General features: G+C 41.3%; 23 protein-coding genes. 6 read left to right on the forward strand and 17 right to left on the reverse strand.

Annotated features, from left to right (window positions below; genetic code table 11):
* Window positions 1-32 precede the first annotated feature (32 nt).
* From BW976_RS12610 to BW976_RS12630, 5 genes are all read right to left on the reverse strand, one after another.
* Window positions 33-2,222 carry a penicillin acylase family protein gene (locus tag BW976_RS12610; RefSeq protein ID WP_076373639.1) on the reverse strand — a complete coding sequence of 730 codons (2,190 nt, stop codon included), beginning with the start codon at window positions 2,220-2,222 and terminating at the stop codon, window positions 33-35.
* 407 nt (window positions 2,223-2,629) lie between these two features.
* Window positions 2,630-3,733, reverse strand: coding sequence for a DUF3810 domain-containing protein (locus BW976_RS12615; protein WP_076373640.1), 1,104 nt, complete (start codon window positions 3,731-3,733; stop codon window positions 2,630-2,632).
* A 122-nt stretch (window positions 3,734-3,855) separates the two neighbouring features.
* Window positions 3,856-4,371, reverse strand: coding sequence for a DUF2911 domain-containing protein (locus tag BW976_RS12620; protein WP_076373641.1), 516 nt, complete (start codon window positions 4,369-4,371; stop codon window positions 3,856-3,858).
* 280 nt (window positions 4,372-4,651) lie between these two features.
* Entirely contained in the window at window positions 4,652-4,852 is a 201-nt protein-coding gene (locus tag BW976_RS12625; RefSeq protein ID WP_076373642.1) for a hypothetical protein, read from the reverse strand.
* Between the two features lie 103 nt (window positions 4,853-4,955).
* Window positions 4,956-5,195 (reverse strand): hypothetical protein, encoded by a 240-nt coding sequence (locus BW976_RS12630; protein ID WP_076373643.1) that lies wholly within the window; start codon window positions 5,193-5,195, stop codon window positions 4,956-4,958.
* A gap of 181 nt (window positions 5,196-5,376) precedes the next feature.
* On the opposite strand from BW976_RS12630, the gene BW976_RS12635 reads away from it, so the two are divergent.
* Window positions 5,377-6,006, forward strand: coding sequence for a DUF47 domain-containing protein (locus tag BW976_RS12635; RefSeq protein WP_076373644.1), 630 nt, complete (start codon window positions 5,377-5,379; stop codon window positions 6,004-6,006).
* Between the two features lie 73 nt (window positions 6,007-6,079).
* Here the strand turns inward: BW976_RS12635 and BW976_RS12640 are convergent, their stop codons facing one another.
* Together BW976_RS12640 and BW976_RS12645 are read right to left on the reverse strand one after the other, a co-directional pair.
* Window positions 6,080-8,593, reverse strand: coding sequence for a TonB-dependent receptor (locus BW976_RS12640; protein WP_076373645.1), 2,514 nt, complete (start codon window positions 8,591-8,593; stop codon window positions 6,080-6,082).
* A gap of 128 nt (window positions 8,594-8,721) precedes the next feature.
* Window positions 8,722-9,135 carry an EamA family transporter gene (locus BW976_RS12645; protein WP_076373646.1) on the reverse strand — a complete coding sequence of 138 codons (414 nt, stop codon included), beginning with the start codon at window positions 9,133-9,135 and terminating at the stop codon, window positions 8,722-8,724.
* Window positions 9,136-10,025: 890 nt separating this feature from the next.
* Between BW976_RS12645 and BW976_RS12650 the strand changes: the two genes are divergently transcribed.
* The 3 genes from BW976_RS12650 (at window position 10,026) to BW976_RS12660 (ending at window position 13,143) form a co-directional block, all read left to right on the forward strand.
* The gene (locus tag BW976_RS12650; RefSeq protein WP_076373730.1) at window positions 10,026-11,063 is read left to right on the forward strand and encodes a fatty acid desaturase; all 1,038 of its coding nucleotides are present in this window, start codon (window positions 10,026-10,028) and stop codon (window positions 11,061-11,063) included.
* 174 nt (window positions 11,064-11,237) lie between these two features.
* On the forward strand, window positions 11,238-12,068 hold the full coding sequence (locus tag BW976_RS12655; RefSeq protein WP_076373647.1) for a sterol desaturase family protein: 831 nt from the start codon (window positions 11,238-11,240) through the stop codon (window positions 12,066-12,068).
* A 172-nt stretch (window positions 12,069-12,240) separates the two neighbouring features.
* A complete protein-coding gene (locus BW976_RS12660) occupies window positions 12,241-13,143 on the forward strand; it encodes a hypothetical protein (RefSeq protein WP_076373648.1) in 903 nt (300 codons plus the stop codon).
* Window positions 13,144-13,255: 112 nt separating this feature from the next.
* Here BW976_RS12660 and BW976_RS12665 read toward each other — a convergent pair whose 3' ends face one another.
* Complete coding sequence (locus BW976_RS12665) at window positions 13,256-15,475, reverse strand: putative Ig domain-containing protein (protein WP_076373649.1); 2,220 nt, start codon at window positions 15,473-15,475, stop codon at window positions 13,256-13,258.
* 199 nt (window positions 15,476-15,674) lie between these two features.
* On the opposite strand from BW976_RS12665, the gene BW976_RS12670 reads away from it, so the two are divergent.
* The gene (locus BW976_RS12670; RefSeq protein WP_076373650.1) at window positions 15,675-16,031 is read left to right on the forward strand and encodes a hypothetical protein; all 357 of its coding nucleotides are present in this window, start codon (window positions 15,675-15,677) and stop codon (window positions 16,029-16,031) included.
* Window positions 16,032-16,164: 133 nt separating this feature from the next.
* Here BW976_RS12670 and BW976_RS12675 read toward each other — a convergent pair whose 3' ends face one another.
* The 6 genes from BW976_RS12675 to BW976_RS12700 all read right to left on the reverse strand — a co-directional run bounded on the left by BW976_RS12675 (window position 16,165) and on the right by BW976_RS12700 (window position 22,037).
* Window positions 16,165-16,374 (reverse strand): heavy metal-binding domain-containing protein, encoded by a 210-nt coding sequence (locus BW976_RS12675; RefSeq protein ID WP_076373651.1) that lies wholly within the window; start codon window positions 16,372-16,374, stop codon window positions 16,165-16,167.
* A gap of 2 nt (window positions 16,375-16,376) precedes the next feature.
* Window positions 16,377-17,828, reverse strand: coding sequence for a PepSY-associated TM helix domain-containing protein (locus tag BW976_RS12680; protein WP_076373652.1), 1,452 nt, complete (start codon window positions 17,826-17,828; stop codon window positions 16,377-16,379).
* Between the two features lie 2 nt (window positions 17,829-17,830).
* Window positions 17,831-20,182 (reverse strand): TonB-dependent receptor, encoded by a 2,352-nt coding sequence (locus BW976_RS12685; RefSeq protein ID WP_076373653.1) that lies wholly within the window; start codon window positions 20,180-20,182, stop codon window positions 17,831-17,833.
* A gap of 334 nt (window positions 20,183-20,516) precedes the next feature.
* Complete coding sequence (locus tag BW976_RS12690; protein ID WP_076373654.1) at window positions 20,517-20,888, reverse strand: hypothetical protein; 372 nt, start codon at window positions 20,886-20,888, stop codon at window positions 20,517-20,519.
* A gap of 290 nt (window positions 20,889-21,178) precedes the next feature.
* A complete protein-coding gene (locus tag BW976_RS12695; RefSeq protein WP_076373655.1) occupies window positions 21,179-21,535 on the reverse strand; it encodes a hypothetical protein in 357 nt (118 codons plus the stop codon).
* A 136-nt stretch (window positions 21,536-21,671) separates the two neighbouring features.
* On the reverse strand, window positions 21,672-22,037 hold the full coding sequence (locus BW976_RS12700; protein ID WP_076373656.1) for a hypothetical protein: 366 nt from the start codon (window positions 22,035-22,037) through the stop codon (window positions 21,672-21,674).
* Window positions 22,038-22,218: 181 nt separating this feature from the next.
* On the opposite strand from BW976_RS12700, the gene BW976_RS12705 reads away from it, so the two are divergent.
* Window positions 22,219-22,518: a hypothetical protein gene (locus BW976_RS12705; protein ID WP_076373657.1), complete on the forward strand. Its 300-nt coding sequence runs from the start codon at window positions 22,219-22,221 to the stop codon at window positions 22,516-22,518.
* Between the two features lie 2 nt (window positions 22,519-22,520).
* Here the strand turns inward: BW976_RS12705 and BW976_RS12710 are convergent, their stop codons facing one another.
* The 3 genes from BW976_RS12710 to budA all read right to left on the reverse strand — a co-directional run bounded on the left by BW976_RS12710 (window position 22,521) and on the right by budA (window position 25,278).
* Window positions 22,521-23,753 (reverse strand): DUF3179 domain-containing (seleno)protein, encoded by a 1,233-nt coding sequence (locus BW976_RS12710; RefSeq protein WP_076373658.1) that lies wholly within the window; start codon window positions 23,751-23,753, stop codon window positions 22,521-22,523.
* Entirely contained in the window at window positions 23,753-24,319 is a 567-nt protein-coding gene (locus BW976_RS12715) for a carboxymuconolactone decarboxylase family protein (protein WP_076373659.1), read from the reverse strand. Before BW976_RS12715 ends, BW976_RS12710 begins: the two co-directional genes overlap by 1 nt.
* A 152-nt stretch (window positions 24,320-24,471) precedes the next feature.
* A complete protein-coding gene (gene budA, locus BW976_RS12720) occupies window positions 24,472-25,278 on the reverse strand; it encodes an acetolactate decarboxylase (RefSeq protein ID WP_084192177.1) in 807 nt (268 codons plus the stop codon).
* Between the last annotated feature and the right edge of the window lie 111 nt (window positions 25,279-25,389).

The raw sequence follows: 25,389 nt of genomic DNA on the forward strand, positions 1-25,389 counted from the left end.
TTGATATCCAAATATACTTTTCAGTCCGTGGCTTAATCGCCAGGATGGTAGGTTTTCTGAGCGTGTTTAAGCACATCGCTCTTATAAAATAACACATCCTTAAATTTGCCGTCAATAAATCCCTGTGCCTGATCGGTAAAGTTTTTTGATGTAACATCAAAAGACTGTCCGCCGGTTATAATGCTTTTGGCCTTTATACGCGGGCCAAATTCAACAGCTGCTACAAAGCTATTACCCGAATAACCATAGCGTTTTTGCGTATTCATGGTACGGCTCTGGAACGATGGCAACTGCCCAAAGCCCGATCCGGTTGCCCCTACAGGAATACTCGATAGTTTATCATCAAAGGTAATGCCATCAACAGGTCGCTGGTAGCGGTTTATGTCGCCCCACTGTATTTTCCACGTGCCAAAGCGGCTTTGCAGGTTTTTTAAAACAGCTGTTAAAAGTCCAAGTTGCTGACCGCCACTCATCTGAGCAAGTTTTTTCACACGTTGGGTAATAAAAGTGCTCTGCTGATCGGTTTGGGGCGGGGGCAAATTTTTCATCATTGCCGTACCCCACTCAATAGCCAGGCTGCTGGCTATCGAATTTGCAGCGCTATACTTATCCCATTCCCTTAATAATTGTACAGGCTCACTAAGTAACTGTTTAACAGAATCAGGCGCGTTATCATAAGCGGTGAACAAAGGCGGCAACAGATCGTCGAAGGCGGCGAGATAATGATCATAACCTTTCGCTATCAGGCTGTTAAGCGTAATATGATTAGCATCTTTAAGCAGTTTAATAGCGGTAATGGCCCGATAGTTTTCTCCGTCAGGAGCCATGTAAACAGGATACTCATTTTTATCCGGACTACTACTTCCTGAGGCCGTATATGGTGTGGAATTACAATTCTGTATCCAGCCGGTAGCCGGGTTTATATCAGTAATGATATCTTTTAGGGAATGTACACCCTGCCACTCGGTTGCAGAGGTACTACCGTCAACGGGCAGGCTCCAGTCAAACTTCGGATCCCGTTTGGGGATATAGTTGCCATACCAGAAAACAATATTACCCTTATCATCGGCATAAACCGTATTGTTTGAAGCGTTGGATACCAGGTCCATGGCCTTTTTATACTCGGCCAAATTATTGGCTTTGGTGATCAACCATGATTCCAGCAGGGCATTATAGGAACGGTTGTTGGCTTTTAGCGCTAGCCATTTACCACCGCGACTACCAAGAACAGGCCCATGATGCGTATAATACCCTGTGATTGTTTTTTGTTCCAACTTATCGCCGTTTTTAATATTCAACACCAGGTTGCGGGTAGTAACCGGCCTAAGTGAGCCATCATATTCATAATACCATTTGCCGTCCTTCTTGCTCATCTTTTCGGCATATAAATCACCAACATCGGCGTAGCTGCTGGTGTGCATCCAACCGCAATGCTGATTAAATCCCTGGTAAATAAAAAATTGCCCCCAGGTAACCGCACCATAAGCATATAGTCCCTCATCGCTCACTAGCTCTACCTCACTACGGAAATAAAAAGGCACATGCGGGTTAATATATAACAAAGCATGTCCCGATGCCGATTTGGATGGCGCTATAGCAAAACCATTTGACCCGGTTTCACGCTCATTCACCATATCATAAATTGGGGTTGGTTTGCTGTTCAAGGCTCCCAGTCTTTCACCCTTGCCATTATAAAATCTTTCTGTTTCATTAAGATAGATCCCTCCGGTTTCGGTAGCGGCAACACTGCCATCGGTAAACATTAAAGCATACCAGGGTTCAAAGCGCTTAAATACCTGTGGTTTTACCTCTGGGTGCTGGTACAGGTAATAATTGATACCATCGGCAAAAGCATCCATGAGCTTTTTAAACCAGGGTGCGCTGGCTTTATAATCTTTAATGGCCTCGGCACTATCGGCTATTAGCTGTAATTGTACATCCGTATATAGCTTGCTATTCCCATCCGCTTCAGTTTGCCTGCCTAATTGGTACAGGTAATTACGCTCAATACCTTTAAAATTATCTTCGCATTGAGTGTACATTAGTCCAAAAACTACCGCTGCATCTGTTTTTCCATAAATGTGCGGAACTCCCCAATTATCACGTATAATGGTAACCGTTTTTGCCTGTTCTTTAGCTCGTTTTATTTCGTTTTGGTTAAATATTTGAGCAAAAGTTACTATCGGGAAAAATATTAAAACTATAGTTATATAAGGTTTCATGGTAACGATATTTTTACTAGTCAATTTGACTTTTTGATTATAAAGTTTAAAATGTTTTCATAATAATTACAGTAGATTTGCCGTTCAAGCGTACAATGTTTACAATGCAAAGGCGTTTCCATTCAATTATTCATAATTGGATACTTAACTGATCAATCTTACCGCTATAAAACAGCATACTTACAAAGTAATAAAGTTTTGTTTACCAGACGCTTTTTTGCCACGGTAAATTTATAAGAGCTTAGATACTCATTAAGCATGATATCTGAGATTTAGTTGATACAATATCATTTGATGATATTGCAGTGCGTTCCGGGGGTGAGATACCGGGACGCATTTTTTATTTTAGTTCATTGGATCACTTGCTTATTAGTTTATTTGTATATGTAGGTAAAATCTGTCAGGCACTAATGAACCAATGAACTAACCCAATTTTTACGTTCCTGGGCCATCACCAGCAATACCATCCGGTTATAAGTTTCGAGCCCTTTAGGCTGATTATTCGCTTTTAAAAAACTATCATAAAAAATACTGCTGATGGCGTTGAGCTTATTTTCGTAGGATAGCCAGTAGTTATGTTCGATGGCATAATCGTGGCGTACATCCTTTGATATGGTGGCTTTCAGTGCTTTATAAGCTACTGTATCACGCCTGCCCAGTGAGTACATAAATTCGCTGACAGCCAGGTGGTAGCCCGAATAGCGTAACAGCCGGTCATTGGAGTGAATGGCAACCACAAAGCCGGCAAAATCGGCCTCATCTTCGGCGCCGTAACCCATCTGGTGCGACATCTCGTGGCAGGCCACAAAAGGTCGGTTAAAAACAGGCATCTGATAATTGATCTGTGCTTCGGAGGTAAAGGGATTATAATAGCCAGACGTACCCATAAAGTTGAGCAAAAAAGTCAGCATTGATGGCTTAACACCCGGGTGCCATGTACGAAAGCTAACCGAACCAGCTGATAATGACTTCAGCGCACGTTCGGCTGTTTGGTAAATAGTACTGTTGCTTTGTGCCAAATCGGCTGTGGTAACCCGTGCCCGTGCTACATTTGCACTATCTATAAGCAGCCGGGTTACTGCACACAGATCGGCAGTTGTAAAAGAAGTATCCCGTAAATTAAGCCGCTCAGCTGCAGATGGCCGAAAATAATTCATCCCCCAAAAAAGATAAAATGCCAATATGCCTGCCTGCACTCCTATAATTAACCCCAATAACATCATACCTGCTTTTTTAAGCTGTTTTTGAAAAAGGACCTTAAAGAAGCTGATAGTTTTATAGATGAGGTAGACGATGATGGCTATATATATAACATCGCCCACACTAAAAGGAAACAAGTTAAAAACCGGGTGTAATACGCGGCAAATAAATATGTAAAATCCCTCTGAGTAATAACGCTCAACCCATGCTGGATGATCTGCTAACTGCATCAGGATAAAAATGGCCAGCGCCAGTAATAATATGACTGCTATTTTTTTTAACAAAGGTTTTTCGCGAAGATTATAACGCATCAGGGATGTAAGTATAAGCCAATAGTAATTTACTAAATTACTATTAAACAGTTATTCGGGTTACCCGGTTATGAAAAAAGCCCCTCAAAGGGGCTTTTTTCATCAGGTTAATTAAAAAAATCTTATTTTATGGAAACCGGCACTTCAAATGTATCCCATTTCAGATTAAAGCCGTTTTTGGTAATTGTATAAACAAGGCTTTCACTTTTAGGTGCGGTTTTGCCCTTAACTGTTACGCGTAAAGCATCATTACTTTCTTTATAAGTATAAGCTCCCCATTGTTTAGGGTTCTTGTCGAAAATAATAGTCCACGTTCCGCTTTTAGATGGGATAACAAAAAAAGCATATCTTCCGGCAGGAAGCGCTTTGCCTTCTATCTTTATAGCTTTACTGGTTGTAATGCTGGTTGCGGAGTCGGCTCCTGCACGCCATACCTTATCAAATGGCACTAATTCGCCCAATATTTTGCGGCCTTTTACATAAGGGCTGCCATATTTAATTTTGATAGTTGAACCGGCCACTACAGCTGTTGTACTGTCATGCGGGCTTGCCGGCTTCTTATCCTGGGCCAAGGCAACCGACGTTAAAAGCACAAATGCAAAAAGCAATCCTGCTTTAAATTGTAATAATCTTCTCATAGTCTGTTTTATAGTTTTATCGGTAAATATAAGATGAAAATTGTATGCTTATTCATTTACCTGGTAAATAAGTTAGTTTAACACATTACCTGTAAAATATATGCAAACAGCTAAAACTAATTGACTGTCAGCAAGGTTCCTATATTAGGAATGCCACATTGCAGTTAGGAATTGATCTTAGGGGTTCATAGCCTTAAGATTAAACAATTGTTGTGGTTTTTTACCCTTGCCGCAAGGCGGGGGTTTTTTATACTATCTTTTCCATCACTAGACGATAAGCTTAAACATTAACATCGTCTTCGAACTGTTCCCAGTAAACGGTTTCGAGGTATATTTTATATTGAATGGCTACCCTGGCCTTTATTTCCTGCAATTCGGTCTTGATCTGTTCGGCGGTATGAGCGCTGCTTATGGAATGATAATAAATTACATAACCAGTTTTACTGTTTATAAATTTATAATGTTTATCAGCGGGTTTCATAAATAGTGAACTTATATAAACATAATAAAGGGTGTGGGCATATTGTTTTATCCACCCTCAAATGTTACAAAGTACTTTATAAACCCTTAGCTATACAGTGCTGCTAAGCCTTCCTGAAACGTAATGCCATTTGCGATAGTTCGTCATCACTAATGGTGGTGGGGTCTTCAAACTGCCGAAGTACAATATGGGTTGGGAAACTAATGCTCCCTCCCGAAGTTTTAACCATGACACCCGTATCAAACGCGCTATGATTCTTGTAATCGCCTATCAAATAATTATGTTGCGATAGTCTTATCAGCAGCTCAACAATAGCATAAGTAGGTAAATGATGCTTGGGCATGCAATAAATATACGTTAATTAATAATATTAAATTAACATTACATTAACAATAACATGACCTTTAAGCGCAAATTAATATCTACATTTAGCCAAAATATTATTGAGGACTTAAGCAAGTTAATCAGCTAAAATTCAACATTTTAGTTTAATGATATTAAAAAAGGATCATAAAGTTTAGTGTATGTCGATACTTCCAAATTCTAATAAGATTTTTTATGACCTGTTTAACAAGGCAGCAGCCAATGTGGCCGAAATGGCCAAATTGCTTGACATAGCCGTAAACTCAAAAGATGTTTTTGAGCAAAAGTACAACTTTACCCATATTGATAAATTAAAGATCAAAAGTTACGAGCTTACCCACCAGGTATTCTCAGAATCGGGCAAACAGCTGGTATCTCCATTTCAGCGTAAGGATATGTGCGATCTGGCAGCAGCTATTGATGATGTAGCCGATAGTATTGCCATGGCGTCGCGCCGGATACATTTATATGATGTACCTAAAATAACATCTCCTATTTTAAGCCTGGGCAATTTAATACTACAAACCAGCACTGAGCTTGAAAAAGCGATCAACGCTATGAGTAACCTGGGCAACTCTGCGCAAATATTTGAGCTTTGTGCCAGCATCAAAAAACTGGAATACCAGGCCGATACCGTTTATAATAAAGCTTTTGCCGATCTGCTGGCTAATGAAACAGATGCCATACAGCTGATCAAATATACCGACGTATTTATGGCAATGGAAACCGCTACCGACAGCTGCGAGGATGCTACCCTTATTATTGAAAGCATCCTGATCAAAAACGGATAACAACATATAGCTCTTTTCTTAAAACTGCTAAACAAAAAGCGATGTTGAAATAAGTTCAGCATCGCTTTTTGCTTTACTTGCTTTTTCCGCCGCCGCCGTTATTATCTTTAGGTTTTTCTGTAGGAGGGTTATCAGAGTTGTTATTCATGTTATCATCCTCTTTATTGTCCCTGTTATCTTTTTTAAATTCAAGCTTGCCAAATTTGTAGCTCAGGCTGATGCCAAATGACTGCACCGGAACCAGTCGCAGGTTGGTTTGATAAAAACCGTTTCCGAAAGTTGTTGAACTCTGGCTAACATATTTGGCGAACGGATTTGATGCTGTAAGCCCGATACTGGCCTTTTTGTTCATGAACATTTTACGCATGGCCAGGTTATAGAACACAAATTTAGGATTGGTACCCTGTATACCTTTCTGCGACGAATTGTAGTTACCAAAAAACTCCGCGCTCAGGTCATGTCCAAAGCTGTATTGCGCATTCAGGTTTAAACGGTAAGCAAAAGCGCTTACACTTGTAAAACCCGGGTTATTACTGGTTCTGTCGCTAAAGATCATATTGGTGCGCAAACTCAGTTTACTGGTAACCGGTACAGAAGCATAGATGTTGATACCCGTACGTATCTCTGATCCTAAATTGTATCGTTGATTATAGGATACATTAGTATAAGTAGTGCCATTTACATCCAATGTGGGGTAAAAGGTTGTAAACGATTGTATATCATCTGTATTGCGGCGATAAAAAGCAGCAATATTGATGTTAGCTCCTTTATCATAGCTTTTATTATAACCCAGTTCAAAATTATCACCCTTTTCAGGTTTCAGGTTCGGGTTGCCGGTGCTGATGTTATGCACATCGCTGATATTCAAAAATGGGTTCAGATCGCCATAGTCTGGGCGCTGTATCCTGCGGGTGTAACTTAGCTTGATGGATTGTGTAGCATCCAACTTATGGGAGAACACCAGCGATGGCGCCAGGATGTTATAGTTAGGAATATTAACTCCCTGAAAATCAGAATTCGTAACGGTGTATTCATCTCTTAAGCCACCTTTTACATCCAAAAAATTATTAAATAGCGATGCGGAAGCCGACAAATAGTAGGCGTATATTTTGCGATCGTACTTAAAGCTATATGTTTGAGCAGCACTTGGTTCAAATACCCCATCTGGCGATAATATAGAAGTAGCTACGCTATTATTAATGTTATTAAAATCGAGTTTGCCGCCCGTTTCAACCGTAAAATTTTTACTTACCGGATGGGTGTAATCAACAGAAACCGTGGTTTCATGATCTTTACCGGGGTTGGTATTTGATATCCCCGTTGAAGGTTTAACATTGTTTAAATAATCCTGCTGTTGAAAAGAGCTGAAACTATTATTACCAAAGCTGGAGGTGTATAGCACATTAAGCTCCTGCCCCTCTTTATCAAACGTTTTTTTGTACCCAACGCTTACATCGGTAGAAGTGCCGTTGAATTTACTGTTGGAATTGCGAATATCACTCGTATCTGATAGCAAACTACCGGTTGCGCTTGTTTTACGCGAATCTTCATTGGTTATGCCATTACCATGGTTGCCAAAATGGTTAAAACCGATAGAGGCGTTCAGATCATCATGTTTGGTAATGTTCCAGGTAAAATTCAGACCGGATTGATATCCGTTGCGTCTAAAGTTATTACTACCCTGTTGAAATAGATTGGTATTGTTATTCAATGAATCTTTTGAATTACGGTTACGTGTATTGGGCGCATTAGTGTTAATCTGCGCGTTACCACTAAAAAAAGCATTCACGCCAAAATTACCTTTGCGCACGTTCAGGTTAAATGACCCGTTTTCGCGGCGTGTACCTGCTGATAGGTTAACGCTGCCATTTACACCTTCTACCCTGCTATCCTTTAAAATAATGTTTACGATACCACCGGTACCGGCAGCATCATATTTAGCACCCGGACTGGTAATCACCTCGATACTCTTGATCTGGCTGGCCGGGATACTGGCCAGTGCGTCGGCCAAACTTGCCCCAAAAATACTGGAAGGTTTACCGTTGATTAAAAAACGGATATTGGCATTACCCTGCAACTCTACATTGCCATCAATATCAACCGTTATTTGTGGCACTTTTTTTAATATATCGATAGCCACACCGCCCTGCGCGCTCAAATCATTTTGAGGGTTGTACACCATTTTATCTATTCTGTTTTCTACCGTAGGTGTTTTAGCGGTGATAGTGACGCCTTGAAGCTGGTGCGGTACGGGACTTAATTTTATTTCACCGATAGATACATTACCATCCTTTACAATCACATGCTCAATAGTAGCCCGCTGATAACCTAAAAAATCTGCTGTCACTTTATACTCGCCTGCGGGGATATGATCTACCGTAAAATTCCCTTTAGTATCAGTACTGATCCCGTTAAATGGCGATGTGCTCCCCTGTTTATAAACAGATACGGTGGCATAGTCAACCGGCTGCTTATTAGTGGCATCGGTAACTTTACCACTTATTTTGCCCTTGGCAACGGGGTTAACCTGGGCCTCGGCATTTACAAAAGAAACTACAAATAAAAATAGTATATAAACAGGCTTCATTACTGTGCTAAAAGGATTATTCAAGCCGCGAATTTGCCAAGAAAGATTGGATTAAAACTGAATTTTATCAATTGTTGTGTATTTGTTACAATATGATTAACCCCAAGTAAAATATCTGGTATAAACCATTAAAAAATAAGTACCAAGGTTCCTCCGATAATGAGCAAAGCACCCGAGGCGGTTTTCCAGCTAAGGGGCTCGCCTAAAAAAACTACGGATAAAATAATGGCAAGGGCCACACTCAGTTTATCAACCGGCGCCACCTGCGATACTTTACCCAATTGCAGCGCCTTAAAATAACAGATCCATGAAAGCCCGGTAGCGCAGCCCGAAAGCACCAGGAATGTCCAGTTTACTTTGCTTAAACCGCTGATGCCCTGATTGCTGCCTTTAAATAGCACAATGCCCCAGGCTAATATCAGTATCACTACGGTACGTATGGCAGTTGCCAGGTCGGTATCAACTCCTTTAATACCTACTTTGGCAAATATGGCGGTAAGCGCCGCAAACAAGGCCGAAAATAAAGCATATATCCACCACATAGTTTTAAATTTTGAGTTGTAAGTTTATTGTTATGAGTTTAAATATTCTGGAGTATAGCCGGCATAAACACATCCCCAAAAACTTTTTAAACCTATTATTTTAACATTTTTTTGTTCAGAAAGGGGGCAAAAAAGCCCGGTAATTATCCGTTTTACCTAAATTTTAATGCCATTTTAACACTTTTTAACAAATTTTTTGCACGTTTTGAAAGGTTTAAAAAGTATTAAACTATTGGCTGTCAAATAACTACCTACCAAACGGTGGGGTTTGGCTTGTATTTTCCTTTAACCAAACAGCCCGGTTTCCTTTTTTATCAGGAAAACCGGGCTGTTGTATATACAAAAATACGCAATATTTTACTGAATACCTAAGCCCGACACACAAAGCTCCTGATCAAAACTGTAGTAAATCTGCTTAAATACAAAATGTCTACAAATTGATGCTATAGCTTAGCTCACGTATTAGTTAGAAATCGTTAAAAATTATAAAATATTATATCAAAAGAGTAAGGGTAAAAACGGCAATAAGTGTTGTAAATGAAAAAATAATAACAATTAATTTAATATGATAAAAATTTTCAGCACTTTCGGGAACGCTTATTATTAAGCCTTTTCATGGATCTGATATAGCAAAAACACCATTAAAATCCCTACAGGTGTTAATGCAGTTGTTTATAGCCTGAGTCTACCAAGTAAATTTTAACGGGAGCCGATTTACTACCCGTTTACAGCATATTATGCTTAAAGCATTGGTGTTCAGGTATCGGCAAAGTAAATTTTATATAAAATATTCGTGAATTGTTGATGAATTTTTGACCTTTGACGATAATTTTTTACTAAAAAATGATAGTTTCAACACGTTATTGTTATATTTAACGTTTACATTTTATATGATTAAGAAAACTGATTTTGTTTATTCCCAGGAGTCTGAACCTCATCGTATCCGCACAAAAAAAATATTAAAGCAATTTCCAGAATTACGTAAGCTGATTGGCAAAAACCCAAAAACCATATGGGCTATCATTGGCCTGGTGGCATTTCAGGTGGTTTTAGCCTGGTTTGTTCGTGACCAATCCTGGTGGATTATTTTTGGTGCAGCTTATTTATTAGGTGCTTTTGCTGATCATGCCTTGTTTGTGATGATACACGAATGCACCCACCAACTGTTATTTAAAAACCGCAATGCCAATCGCTGGGCTTCTATGTTTGCCAATTTACCGCAAATATTGCCAAGCGCCATATCGTTCGAAAAATACCACATCAAACACCATTCTTTTCAGGGTGTACATGAACTGGATGCCGATTTACCCAACAAATGGGAAGCAAAACTGATCAGCAATTCTTTTTTTGGTAAAGCTATGTGGTTGTTATTCTTCCCGGTTTTCCAGCTTTTCCGTTTATCAAGGTTAAGAGAAATACACCCTTTTGATGGCTGGATACTCACCAACTTTGTACTGCAAGTGGTATTTACTACTGCTATATGGTACTTTATGGGCTGGCCTGCAGTTGCTTTTTTATTGTTAAGTTTTTCTTTCTCAGTTGGCTTACATCCACTGGGTGCCCGCTGGATACAGGAACATTACCTTACCCATAGTGTTGAGCAGGAAACTTATAGCTACTATGGCAATTTTAACGTGGTAGCCTTTAATGTGGGCTTCCATAACGAGCACCATGATTTTCCGTCAATTCCCTGGAATAAATTACCCGAGATCAAAAAAACAGCACCCGAGTATTATGATACCTTACATTATCATACTTCGTGGACAAAATTATTTTTCCGCTTCCTGTTTGATCGTGAAATATCTCTGTTTAACCGCATCCTGCGTAAAGAGCGCGGCAAAGTTGCGTTAACTGATATATCAAAACCAGATATCGATATGACACGAACCGAAAGCGCAAAACCTAAGCTTGAACCAAGCCAGGTATAAGGGATGCTATCAAAGAAGGGCCTCAAAGGCCCTTCTTTGATAGACAGACATGGTTGTTTTATTGATGCCAAAAGCATTCTTTAAAAATGAACAAATGATGAAGACGAAAAGATCAACTATTTAAAATATGCTAAATTAATTTACCTTTAACTCCCTATTAATTTAATTTAATAAATGGCTGAATTGCGCTCCTTTTTCTCACATCACGAAGATTTAACCCAGGTAATTTTATACGCAGGCATCATTACCAGCTTATGGTTTGCCGAAGTTATAGCTTCATCAGAAGGCACCCTAACCAAGTGGAAACACTCTACTGTAAACGCCTCATTTATTTTTACAGCGTTACCTATACAACTGTTATTAACCACCTTTGTTATCCTGATATCCAAATGGACCATCGCTCATCATTGGGGGTTGATTAATTTTATTCCATACCATAATAATCCCTGGGTATACTACACCAGCCTGTTTGTACTGCTTGACCTGTGCGAGTATATTTATCATGTTACCATGCACAAGGTGGAAGCATTATGGAGATTTCACCTGGTACATCACAGTGACCTAAATGTTGATGTATCCACTACCACCCGCGAACATCCTCTTGAAACCGGCATCCGTACCTGTTTCCTGATGCTTTGGGTATTTATTTGCGGCCCGGCTATCGGTGTTTTAATTTTACGTCAAACATTTCAATCTTTCTCCAATATCGTTGCGCACACACAATTCAGGCTGCCCGAAAAGGTTAACCGCATTGTAGGCCTGGTATTTATTACCCCCAATCTGCACCACGTGCATCACCACTACCAGTTACCTTATACCGATTGCAACTATGGCGACGTATTAAGCATCTGGGATAGGTTATTTGGCACTTTTGGCAAACTAAGCAAAGAAGAAACCGTGTTTGGTATTGACACACACATGGACGAGAAATTGAACGGAAGTTTTGTTGGTGCAGTTAAAATGCCATTTCAAAAATTTGAACGGAAACCGCAGCAGTTAGATTAAAAAAGCTTGTCTGCAGAAAGTAATTAAATCTGCTAAAAAGCACCTCTTAATCACTGGCCTACAGTCTCTAATTTATTGCTCTCCAACTACTTCCTTGTGAACTAAGGCGATTTAATTAATGCTATCTTCATAATATTTTGGTTAATTTGCGTTATTATTTGTAACAAATAAGATGACCAGATCAAAAAAATTAAAATTAATAGCACCTTTAGTCATCCTTATTTTTGTAGGAGCCTTTGCCAAGCACAGACTGTTTGACAAGGTTGCTCAAGCTGGTACACTCAACAGTAAACAAATGGACGAGATATCGGGCATAACCGCCTCATCCATCAACCCAAACATTTATTATGTACATAACGACAGCGGCGATACCAGTCGTTTTTTTGCGATAACGCCCGATGGCAAATTAAAAACCACTATTTACTTTAATGGCGCTAATAACATCCCCCTGGGTGTACGTGACTGTGAAGATATTGCCGTGGGCCCCGGACCAGCCAAAGGCAAAAGCTACGTTTATATAGGCGATATTGGCGATAATGCCGCCAGATGGCCGTACATTACCATTTATCGTATCCGCGAAAAAAAATCATGGGCTACGGACAGCCTTACCCATGCAGAAGCGGAACCCCTTTATCTGAAATATCCGGATGGCCCTAAAGATGCCGAAACCCTGATGATTGATCCGATTGAAAAATTATTGTGCATTGTAAGTAAAAGAAAAGATACCGTATCGGTTTATACTACGCCTTTAATGTACACGGCTAAAGATACCGTTACCCTTACCAAACGGACCAAATTATTTTTCTCGGGCTTTAAGCCCTTTAAATGGATCACTGCCGGCGATATATCCAAAGATGGAAAACAGATATTGCTAAAAAGCTATGAAAAGGTGTATTACTGGAAACGCGAGCCCAAAGAACACATTTGGGAAACCATGCGCAGAAAGCCGGATGAACTGAGTTATAAGGTAGAAAAACAAGGCGAAGCTATTGGATTCACTCCTGATGGAAAGGCTTATTATACCACCAGCGAAGGCGTTTTCTCCCCTATCTATTATTACGAAATACCGCAGTAGCGTTTAAATTTTTTTTTGATTTGTCATGCTGAACGTAGTGAAGCATCTATTATGCGGCTTACCTGTTAAAGAAGATCCTTCGCTACGCTCAGGATGACAAATTTCTAATTACTTATTTCTCCACCCTGATGAGCATAACGCCATGCGGCGCTACTTTGGCGCTAAAATCTTTACCGGTAGTAATTACATACTTTTGCTGCCATACATCCCTGAATTTGGTATACCCTTTTAAAGCAGGATCGTTTTTATCCAGGCTGATGGTTTGGTACTTGTCCGACAGGTTAAATAAGCCAATGGCTTTACCGCCGTCTTTAAGTTCTTTTACCCAGATCTGGTAATCTTCTTTTTTCAGGTATTGGCTTGCCCCTTTGCCCAAAGCATCCTGATCAATGGCCAGTACTTCGTCGTTAGTAAGCAAGTTAAGTGTAAACCTATCCAGATGCCCCATATCACAACCGATCAACAATGGTGATGAAAGCAAGCTCCACAAACTGATGTGGGTATATTGCTCATCGTAAGTGAGGCGCGTATTGTGCAGACTTGGCCCCCAGCCTACCTTACCAACTACCAGCATATCGGGGTCGTTAAAATGGCCTGGCTGCGAAAATGGCGCCGCTTTATCCTGGTTAAAACCGATGGACGATAAACTGCGCCAGGTATCCTGGATGTCGCCCGTGGTGCGCCAGCTGTTACCGCCTACTTCGGCACCCCACTCCCATACTTTACCCCAGCCATACTGGCAAAGGCTGTACATGATATCGCGGTTTATTTTATCTAAAGAGCTGCGCATTACCTGGTAAGGTTTTTTCAAAGCCGGCAGATCAGGGTTTGCGGGAGTTACTTCAGAGTACGAACACCAGTCGTATTTCAGGTAATCGATACCCCAATCGCCATAAGTTTGCGCGTCCTGGTCTTCATGCTGCCAGCTACCCAAAAATCCGCCGCAAGTGCGTGGCCCCGGCGATGAGTATATCCCCATGCGTAAACCCAAACCATGTACATAGTCTGTGAGCGCTTTCATATCCGGAAATTTGCTGTTGGCTATGATTTTGCCATCGGCCTGACGCTGTTCAGCCTCCCAGCCATCATCAATATTAATATAAGCCCAACCATGCGCGCTTAACCTGTCGACCATGGCTTTTGCCGATATACGTACCTTTTTATCATCCACACTTAAACCCCAGGCATTCCAGCTGTTCCAGCCCAATGCCGGTGTCAAACCAATTTTATCGCCAATAATAATGGTGAACGACTTGGTTTTGCTGCCCAGCCTGTTACTGACGGTGAGCGTTACTGGGTAAGAACCTTTTTGAGCTACTGCGCCTGTAATGATACCTGTTGCCGCATCCAGCTTTAAGCCATCGGGTAAACCCTGTGCTTTATAAGTTAAAGGCTTTTGGCCGGTTGCCGGTATAAGGTATAAAAAAGGGTGATCCGGACGTGCACCAAAAACATCGGCACCATTTATTTTTGGTTTGGCCGATGGATATGGTGTAAGCAAGTACGGTGTGGTTTCGGTATGGGTTATTTCTTTACCAGATTTTTCATCGGTAAACGTGTAAACAATAGTATATGATTTTTTCTCTAAACGGGCTATCTCAAACGAATAGGTAAAAGGCCTGCCCACTGAAAACGCGGCATCGTTTGTTTTTTCGTACAAAACAGCCTTGGTTTCCGGGTCGGTAACTTTGAACGCTAATTTCCCTTTGTAATCATAATGGTTAGTAGTAATGAGTTTGATGGATTTACTTAAACTGTTGCGTTCGCCGTAGTTAAAATCTGCTTCGGTATTTACAGTTACATGATCCATCACATCGGCCATGCCTATGCTAAAGTTGGTGCCATAAATACCGCCATCGCCGCCGGTATCAAAAATACGTACAGCCAAAACATTCTCTTTGTCCCACAAAATAGCCGGGTTATTTGCCGCGATGGTATACGTGCGCGGACCATAAAAGCTACCGGTTTTAATATCGCCGGTTTTACCACCAAACCGGCCGATCAATTTACCGTTCAAGTAAACCTCATCATTATCATCAACACTGCCCAGGTTAATGCGCAGGCTATCTTTCAAAAATGCATTTTGTTTTAATGACGACGGGATCACCACATGAATACGGTACCAGCCAAAGCCGTCATAACCGGGATGCCCTTCCTGCTCCCAGCTTTGGGCCACATTAACAGCCTGCCAATGCTGATCGTTATAAGTAGGTGAGGCCCATTGTGCAGAATCGCCAATGGCTAGTTTCCATCCCTTGGTTAAGGATACATCCTGCGCACGGACGCTTAAAAAGCCCGCAGCAAGTAAAATAAGTAAAAGTAATTTTCTCATTCAAAGTAATTTATTAGGTAAAACAGTTCTCTCTTTACGAAAATTCAGGAGCAACTAAGATACATGATTACGCAATAAAATGTATGCTTAACAATTATTGTTTTAACAATTATATAGCATTGGTTATACTGAAATTTAACCTGTTGTTCACCATGAGTTATAATAGGGATTTTACCTTTAAGTATTAAAAAACAACCATATGAAAAGGACAATTTTAACAACCGCCCTGTTAATTTGCTGCTTTTTAGCCAGTTTTGCAGCTATCGCCGATTTCTCGGGTATGTGGACAGGCACCTTAAAAGTTGAAACCGGTGAGGTATATCCCCTCCTTTACAATTTTAAAATTGAGGGTGATAAATTAACCGGCACTGCCAAAACCCCAAAAGGGGATTTGCCTATTGACGATGGCAAAATAACCGGTAATGATTTCAAATTCACCATAACATTAGGTGACATGGAGATTGCCCACACCGGCAAGTTTTATGCGGATTCTATCGGGGTTGATATTGCTGTGGGTGATACCAAAGCGCATACAACGTTGTTGAGGAAGAAGTAAAAGCCCCCTCTAAAAAATATAAAAATGTCATTGCGAGCGCAGCGTGGCAATCTCCTCGTGCGCTTTTAGATGTGCATAGCTACGAGATTGCTTCGTCGTTCCTTCTCGCAATGACATGATTGGAATTTGTGCCTTATTTCTCCTCCGTTGTATCCCTTTCTACCAATTCCATACCGCATTTGGAGCAAACACCGGGTTTGTCAAAACTCAGGTCGGGGTGCATGGTGCAGGTGTACTTGCTTTTCTTTTGATGCTTTTCAGTGGCTTTATCGCCGTTGCTGCAAGCCGTGATGGTTCCTAATGACCATACAGCTAAACACAAAATAATAATTGACTTTTTCATAGCTATTTGTTTTTTATAAAAGCGGCAAAGCCAAACAGCGATGCCACCAGCATACCGAGGGCGGCGAGCATACTTACGATATCGCGGATATCCTTACCGGCCCAGCTCATACCGAAATACTTGTGCAGGAAGATGAACGATAAGCCCTCGGCCCTGTCGATACCGGCAACTTTGGTAGCCAGTTTTGATGATGTTGTTTCGATATACCAGTTATCGCCATTGGGGTAACTCACCCGTGCAACCGGCAGGCGTTTGTTGATAAAGCCGTACTCGTTATTAAACTGCTTAATCACATCTACTTTCACCCGGCCTTTATATGTGGTTAAACCCGATGTGGGGGTATGATAATAAGTACTTAAAAAGCGGGCATAATCCTCATCGCCCAATTCGCGCTCATGGCCTGTTTGGGTATCAAAATAAAGCACCTCTTTTTTGTTATCAACTACCTGGTAAAAAGTATTGCCGTTAAAGCTTACCAAGCCGGTTTGTTTTATGGTGCTATCGGCGATGGGTAAGGTAAGGTTTGAAACTGTTAATTGCTTTCGGGTGATCACTTGCCCATAATCAGCTTTGGCTGGCTCATTGTGATACAGCTTTACTATTAAATGAAAGGCCCCACTTACCACAAAGGTGAACATCACAAAAGATACGATGAGCCCTATCTGCCGGTGAAAGCGGTGTACAAAGCGTTTGTCCTCGGTGCCTTTGGCTTTGCGGTTTTGCTGTATGGTTTTAAACTTTTTCCAGAACAGACCATAGATAGTTAAGCCGCTGATCAACGAAAACAGCATCACACACATAATAGCCAACAGGAACACATTCCGGAATGTATCGCCGGCAATATCCGCCAGAAACTGCCAGGTGTGGAACTGCTCAAATACCCAGAGCATGATTTTCCGGGTATTGTTATTAAATGTGCCCATGCGGTTATGGCCTGTTTCGATGTAAACATCCATACCATCGGGGCGGTTAAAGGAAACCTTCCAAACGGGTAACAGGTGATTGATGGGCTGGTATTGCGCGTCGAAAGTGGTTTGCAGCAGGATGCTTTTCAGGGTAGATGTAGAGTCCTGTGTAAAAAAACGGGCGAGGTATTCAGCATATTGCACGTCGCCGTTGGGCAACAATATACCATCGGTAGCCGAGTAATATTGATAAACACTATCGCGCCCCAGCACCTGGTAAAAGGTGCCTTTGTTGAAATGGATGAGGTTAAAGTTCCGAAGCTCGTTCAGGTTGTTCTTATCCATTACTTGCTGAAGGGATAGCGCCGGCTGCATTTTGCTTTGCGATAAAGGTTTAAAAACTTCTTTGGCAATAGATGGCCTGAACCAGTTTGACATAAAAGGGTGCGAAAGTCCGCTCAATGTCCAAAAGATCACCGGTACCAGGCCTATTAAGCCCAGTACACGATGCCATTTATAAAAACTACTTTTTATTGCTGATGATGCCATGATCAATATTTTGAAAAAGAGTAACTAATGCCTAGGGTATAAGTACGCGGCGGCGCGGCATTATACGTATCGCCGTATTGGTTGCTGGTTACCGTAGTGGCATACAGCTTATTGGTTAGGTTCAACACGTTAAACCAGATGCCGGCACCCTTGATCACACTGCTTTTGATATCATAACCCAAACGCAGGTTATAAATATCGTAACCGCTGTAAGTTTTGGTATTGGCCGGGTTAGTATAGTACTGGTTGATGTGTTGCCACTCGGTAGCTATCCTAAAACCCGGTAGATACTGAGGTTTGTACGTAAGCTCCGAGTTGGCTATCCATGCGGGTGCATTGTTCATGCGGTTGCCATTATAACTGATCACCGTGCTGGTTCCGTTACTGGTGCGTACTTCGCTGTATTCTACATAGGTATGCCTGGCGTTGGTACCGCTAAACCTGAAGGTAAGCTCTTTAACAGGCGCTACGGTTACGGAATACTCCACCCCGCGGTGACGGGTTGCTCCCGCGTTTTGGTTTTGCGTGGTATTATCGGGCAACAGCTGACTAATAATCTCGTTGTGGCCTTCCATATCAAACAAACTCATTTCAAAGTATAGCTTTTTGTTGAACGCCGAAAACCAACCACCTACTTCATAATTATCAAAAGTAGCTTGTTTCAATGGTGTTAACTGGCGAGAGCTGTATAGGTCGCCGGTTTCTGGCGGTTGAAAACCTACACTGTAATTGGCGTAGAATCCTTTATTATGCCCCAAATCATACGTTAAACCCAGTTTTGGCGCCACGATATTAAAATTATTGGTTTCCTGTTGCTTGTATTTGGTTTGCCCAGCCGGAATGCTGTTAGTAAAATCATAATGCACCCTGTCATAACGCAAGCCGCCCACAATCCGCAGGGCCTCTACCGGTTTTATTTCATACTGTAAGTAAGCAGCGGTGTTGAACAGTTTGATGTTATAATTATCAATATACCTGCCGGTATTGGTAAAGCCCGTGTAATAGTTGTTCTGTACATCTTTATCGATGTTTAAATATTGGGCATAGTACGAGCTCGGACTATCATCCATATAAACGCCACCAATTAAACGCGAGTGTAGAAAATCAATGTCGACACGGTGTTGGGCCAGCAAGCCGTAGCTCTGGAATTTCTGATCATTTACCTGTCCATTTGAACTTACGTATTTGCCGGCATTATCCCGCACATCGGAAATATAATAGCTGGGTAATTGCGCGGTAGAGTTATCACGGAAAAACAGGGTTACAAAAGTGCTGTTCTTATCATCCCATTGATGATCCAAACGGGTACTGGCCCTGAAAGCCTTCACTGTACGATAGGTAAAACGCTGATTTGCTCCATACTTGCGGCTATAAAAATGAGCACTATCCAAACTACCTGGTGTTTGGGTGTTTAGGTAGTTATAAGCAGCAGCCGTGGTTAAACGGGTGGTGGCATTAAAATCATAAGTGGTTTTAAAGTTTACCGAGTATTTATCAAAGTCGGAGTAATCCTGCCAGCTGTTTTTCTGATGGGCCACATATCCTCCCACATATAAACCAAACTTACCCTGACTAAAACCACCATCGGCATCAACCCGGCGGTAATGGTAATTATCGCCCTGAACAGAAACATTACCCGCATAACCCGTAGGCGGTCCCTGCGTAATAAAGTTAACCGCTCCGCCAATAGAGTTACTACCATAAAGCGATGAGGCCGGGCCTTTGATCACCTCAATATCTTTAACGCCCGACATATTGATCTCATACAGCGAGTTATGGTTAAAGATCCCCGTAGGGCGTATCGGCAGACCATCTTCCATGTATAAATAAAGTGCGTTATAAGTAATGGGCTGACGGATAGCCATCGTATGCTGTTCATTTCCCAGGTTCACCATGTATACACCGGCTACCTTGTTCAATAACTGGTAAAGCGCGGTGGCTTTGGCGTCTTTTATTTGGGTGGAATTTATTTTGCTGATGGCGATAGGTGCATCCTGCCGGGCCTGCCCTTCCCTGCTGGCAGTTACCACTACCGGTTGCAGGTCGACGGTTGAAGGCTCCAGGGCGATGTCAAGTTCCTGCCCTTTTAAGGTAGCCACATCTACCATGCGGGTATTATAACCTACCATTGCAAATTTAAGTTTGGTAATACCTTGTGCATTAATAGTAAAATGTCCCTTAGCATTGGTCATAGCCAGCTTTACACCAGTTACGGCATCGGCTTTACATATAGAAGCGCCTACCAGGGCCTCATGCGTATTGGCATCTGTAATAGTTCCTTGTAAGGTGGTTTGGCCGTATGACCGGATAAAAAGTGATATAAAAAGTATAGATAGAATTAGATATTTTTTCATGAATAAGCAATCAGGAGCCGAAGCCCCGGTATAAAATTGAGTATAGGACAATGGGATTCCCGGAGATGGATGGTTGGTCGTCTACAACTAAACCCACTATGTCATTGCGAGCGCAGCGTGGACAACCGACCAGCGGGAGCTCATTAATACCCTAAAAACAATTAGCAGCATTAATAATCTCCTCACTATGTTTGCCTTTTATACGAGGAGATTGCTTCGTCGTTCCTCCTCGCAATGACATAGTTATAATGTATAATGGTGACAAAATATTTCTACACGCAAAAGCGCATAGCAAAGCCATCAATCCAAAAGATCCGGGAATATAAAATGGGAATTATCCTAACTGGGGAGGCTGGAAGATGGTACCGTCTGGTTTAACCGGAAGGGTACAATCATAAGGGGTTACAATCACTTGCAACAAGCTGGAGTGAAATTTAATAACCGTTGAAGTGGCTACATAAACTTCCTGAAAGAGACTCTTTTGCGATTGCCTTTCATCGCTGGCCTGCTTTTCCTCTGCCTGTTTTATCTTTTTCGCAAAATAACATTTACCATCGCAATGCAACCAGGGTTTATTCCGGTTTTCGCAAAGCTTGGTGGCAATGTAGTTTCTGTTCAGTTCAAAACCCGCGTAAATAAAGAACCGCGAGAAATTAACCGTGATTAGCGAAACGATGAGTAAATAGGCTGTAAAACGTTGCAGCATGTTGCCGCAAAGGTAGTAGCTATACGTTTAATAAGCAATGCCTGGGGAAAAATAAGTTTTAATTGGGGCCAAAGCTAACATCTATAATAATGTTTTAGGCTAAAGCCAATAGCTTTTCATTTGAAATCCGTTGGTTAAAACCAACGGCAATGAAAGTTAAATCAACCCACTTTCTATTCATTGCCGTCTCATTTATGGGACGGACAATGGAAACATTTGCTGGCTTTAGCCGAAACAACCATTTCAATTACAAAGACTAACTCCAATAAATCCAATTAGGTTTGCCCTATTTAATTTGCCCGTTTAAGCACCGTGTTTAAATGCTCTCCTTTATAAACAATATGCATCTGGATAGAATCCGGGTAAATTTTACCGGTATGGGGGGCGTTGCCATCAGGCACGGGTACATTGAAGGAGAAATCACTGCCATTGATCATGCCATCGGTAATTTTAACATCACCTTCCGGCATGTGTGCTGTACCGGTAAGCTTATCACTATCCACTTTAAAGGTATAGCTTAATATAAATGTAGCATTATTAGGTTGCTTTAGCTTACCTGTCCATTTTCCGTTAATGTCCACCATCGCAGCAAAACAAACCATCAAACAGATAACCATAACTGCGGTTGCAAATATCTTTCTTTTCATGGAGCAATGCAGACAGGATTATTGCCTTCCTGCTATAGATATACAAACTTTTAGTTAATTGGTTTAACTAAATAAAAAAACCTTACTCATAAGCAAGGTTTTCATAGCGAGGTTTAAGTATGAAAATACTTTAAGGTTATTTCTTTTCTTCTGGTCTTTTTAATACAGAGTGAACTTTTGCACCATTGATCTCCAGGTCGATACCAGTTGAATCGCCATAGAATTTGCCGGTATGCGGAATATCCATACCACCAGTAGTAACAATGAATGAAAAAGTGGTGCCATCTGTTTTACCATTAGCTATCTGCACATCACCATCTGGTGTTAAAGCCGTTCCGGTTAATTTATCGCCATCAACTTTAAAATTATATAGTAATGGGTACTGTGAACCATCGCCCAAAACTAATTTTCCGGCCCATTTGCCATTCAAGTCGGCGATGGCTGCCAAACAAACCATAAAGCAACCTACCAACATCGCGGTAGTAAAAAACTTTCTTTTCATAACGGATTTTTTATTTACCTAAGATAATGTGTTTTTTGTTAAAAATCAGTTAAGTACACATTATTTAAACCATACAAAAGTTAAGATAAAATAGCGGTTTAAACAAATTATACGCTCTTTTATTTTTACATATTAACTGAATGTTATTTAGCGGCACAAATAATTGTTTAATTTTGACCCGATGAAAAAGGTGGAAGTATTAAAGCTGATGGACTTGGTTGAAGACATCAAAAAATTGGATGAATTGATTGTTGCCAGTCGTAAAAAAAAGACCTCAGATTTTGTGCTGAACCAGTATGAGGCTAAAAAGATCAAGATGGTAGGTTCTATCATCAATGAGTTGGCTAATCCTCCTATTCAGTCTATAGAAAGTTACCTACTCATCAAAAAGATCCTGAATAAATACTACCCCAACATGCCCGAAGAAGAGCTGATGAGCGATAGCGACATTGGTAAAATTGTGGCTGTTATTGAAGGCTAAGCTTAATAGATACCGGCTATGGGTTCTTCCATTTCGCCACCTTTCCAGAATATTGTAGTTGGGTGAAAATGTTTCCAGGAGCGCCAGTATTCCTGGTATGCCTGTACTTTGCTCAGTCGCTGCCCTTTTTGAGTGCCCGATATACACAAGCCGTCCCAATCCCAAACCGAAGCCGTTTCCAGATCGGTCAGCAGGCCATCATTGCCCAGATTAAAATGCAGTTTTTTACCATTTACTACTGTATTCCAGGCATGGTAGGTAAGGCTATCGTGCTCAACACCTAATAGCAAGGATTGATGGTTAAACTCGTCATTAAGCAAGCGTTTGTTATTTAAATGCCGCCAATCATAAGCCTTGGCTTTGCCGTTGATAATTACACCCACTACCCAGCTTTTACCAATCAGGGAGTCTTTGTTTTTCAGGGTACTATCCCGATCAACAACCTGCACCCGGTCGTAATTCTTCAGATCGGCATAATCGTCAGTATATAGTTTATCAGGCTGCATGATCAATGTGGCAGGATGTTTTTGCAGCCATGCCCCCAGTGTTGATTGCTCATAAGGCAATTCCTGTAGCTGATGACCTTTCAATTCACCCACAGCAGCAAGACCCGTAGCCTGGTACCACCAGGTTTTAGTACTTTCATCTTCTATAATAGCATTGTAATGTCTTGCTCCTACCAACCTAAAATGTTGCGTGACACCATTGATGACCGGACTGTATACCCTGCCGGTACGGCACATGGTACAATAGGTTATCAAAACGGGCTGTCGCCCAACCTCGTCCTGTACTTTATGATGATAGCCCAGGTAAACCACCGGATAGGCCCTGGCAGCGCCATTATTCACCACTCCTATAATTAAGTAGTTTAAAGGAACTTTATTGGTGAAGCCGTTAGCAAATTTCACCCTGCTTGTTTCTTTAAACATGGCCTCAGCTTTGAAGGCCACATCGGTAAAATAAAAACTAATAAGACAAAGCACCAATACAGTTATCTTTACAAGATTACCCCTTTTAGTATCTTTCCCGTAATATTTGATCAGGAACCAAACCACCAGCAACGTACCGATAACCCGTAAAGGATTAACCAGTTTTTCGAGATAATAACATACGGTAATCGCGTCAAGATCCTGGCTGCCCGGAAAAGGCATCAGCAGGTAAGCATGCACCAACCCCGGTACGATCAGTAAAATAACACCCAGCCAAAATATCCACGATCTATTCTTATATGCCATTACACTTCGGGGTTTAAAGCTGCGTATCTGTTTGGTGACGGCAAATAGCCACTGCTTTTTAATATACCAGCAAGGCGATCATAAAAAGCAGGATCTGTTGGGGTTACACTCGCCAAGCCATCAACATAACGATTATATAAGCTAAACAATGCAGCAATCAATACGGTATCATGTATTTCCAGATCGGTAACACCGGCATTACGGGCCTTGTCAACCAAAGCCGAAGTCACATTTTTACCGCTTACCTGTGTTTGGCGGGCAATTTCAAGCAGGTACTTCATTTTTTCGCTTACGGGAGCGTTATCCGGGTCGTTCTTTACCTTTTCTGCTGTTTCTGTTTCGCCCAAAAGCACGTTAGCCGCAGCAGTATGCGCATTGGTACAAAACTGGCAGTCATTTCCATTACTTACTACGGTAGCTATCAATTCGCGCTCACCTTCAGTCAATGTCGATTCGCCCCGCAACAAAATCTGTGTAAGTTGCCTGATCGGCAAAGCAGTGTCCTGACGGTAGTTCAGTAAACCTGTAATTCCGGGCAGATTTTCGTCTAATGGTATATATGGCATATCAATAGTTCAGCGACCAGCTTATACCGGTCAATAAATTTCCAATAATCGGGTATATAATCACTCCGAATTTATTAAAAATTACTTTTATAAAGAACAGACACTACCGTAATAATTATTTTTACCCAAAAAGCTTGCCCATTAAGTAGCTACTATTGCTTTTTACCGTTCTCCACACTTTTGATCTCTTCCTTGCGGTCTTTTGCAAAATCAAAATTGTTAAAATCAGTAGTTTGAGGTACGTCCAGGGTAAAGCTGCTTAGCGGATCAATTTCAACAGTAATATCTTCGGCTATCAGATCTACCACGTGACCACCGAAAGCTTTATCTGTTGATAAGAAGTGAAAGTGGTAACCGGCAATGTGCGGGCCTTCCATAAACTTAGGTATCCGGAAGCCAATCAGGTCGCCGTTCATATCGGCATGGTCAAAAAAGTGTTGCCTGTCCAGCATGGAAGCCAATGGCAGGTACGGTTTTTCAACCGGCGGGAAAGCCCTGGTTTTTACCCGTTTAAATTTGCCGCTGATATGGATGGCATAAATACCATTCTGATTGGTGAGTAAGCTATCCAGGTAACTGTAAAACGCGGCCTTGTTTAATGTACCACTATGCTTATACACTTTTGTGGCGTTAAAAAAGCAAACTACTGCGTACGGCGTTTTCCCGGTATCGGCTATCTCGGTTGTTTTGCCGGTTGCCTGTGTTTGATAAAGATGCCCCTTAAAAACAAGTAATTCACCATCGAGCCGGGCCGGGGCACCCAAGCCAAAATTGCCCTGTTGCATCAATTGTTTATAAGGATAGTACGAATCATACAAACCACCAATAAAAGCCGAAGCTAAACCGGCGCTGAACAAATTGCCATTACTGGGATTGATAACTTTTGCTTTTTGCTGCGCCGATGCCGTAAAGCTGTAACAAATAACAGCCAGCAAGAAATAAATAGGGGATTTTTTCATAGCTAAATAACGTATTGTAAATGTGGTAGCAAAACAATTGTTTTTTTGGCAGCCCGACAAGTATTATAGAACATATTATTAATAACCTGTTCTAAATTTTACTTTGCTTTT

Source organism: Mucilaginibacter lappiensis (assembly GCF_900155965.1).
Taxonomy (GTDB): domain Bacteria; phylum Bacteroidota; class Bacteroidia; order Sphingobacteriales; family Sphingobacteriaceae; genus Mucilaginibacter; species Mucilaginibacter lappiensis.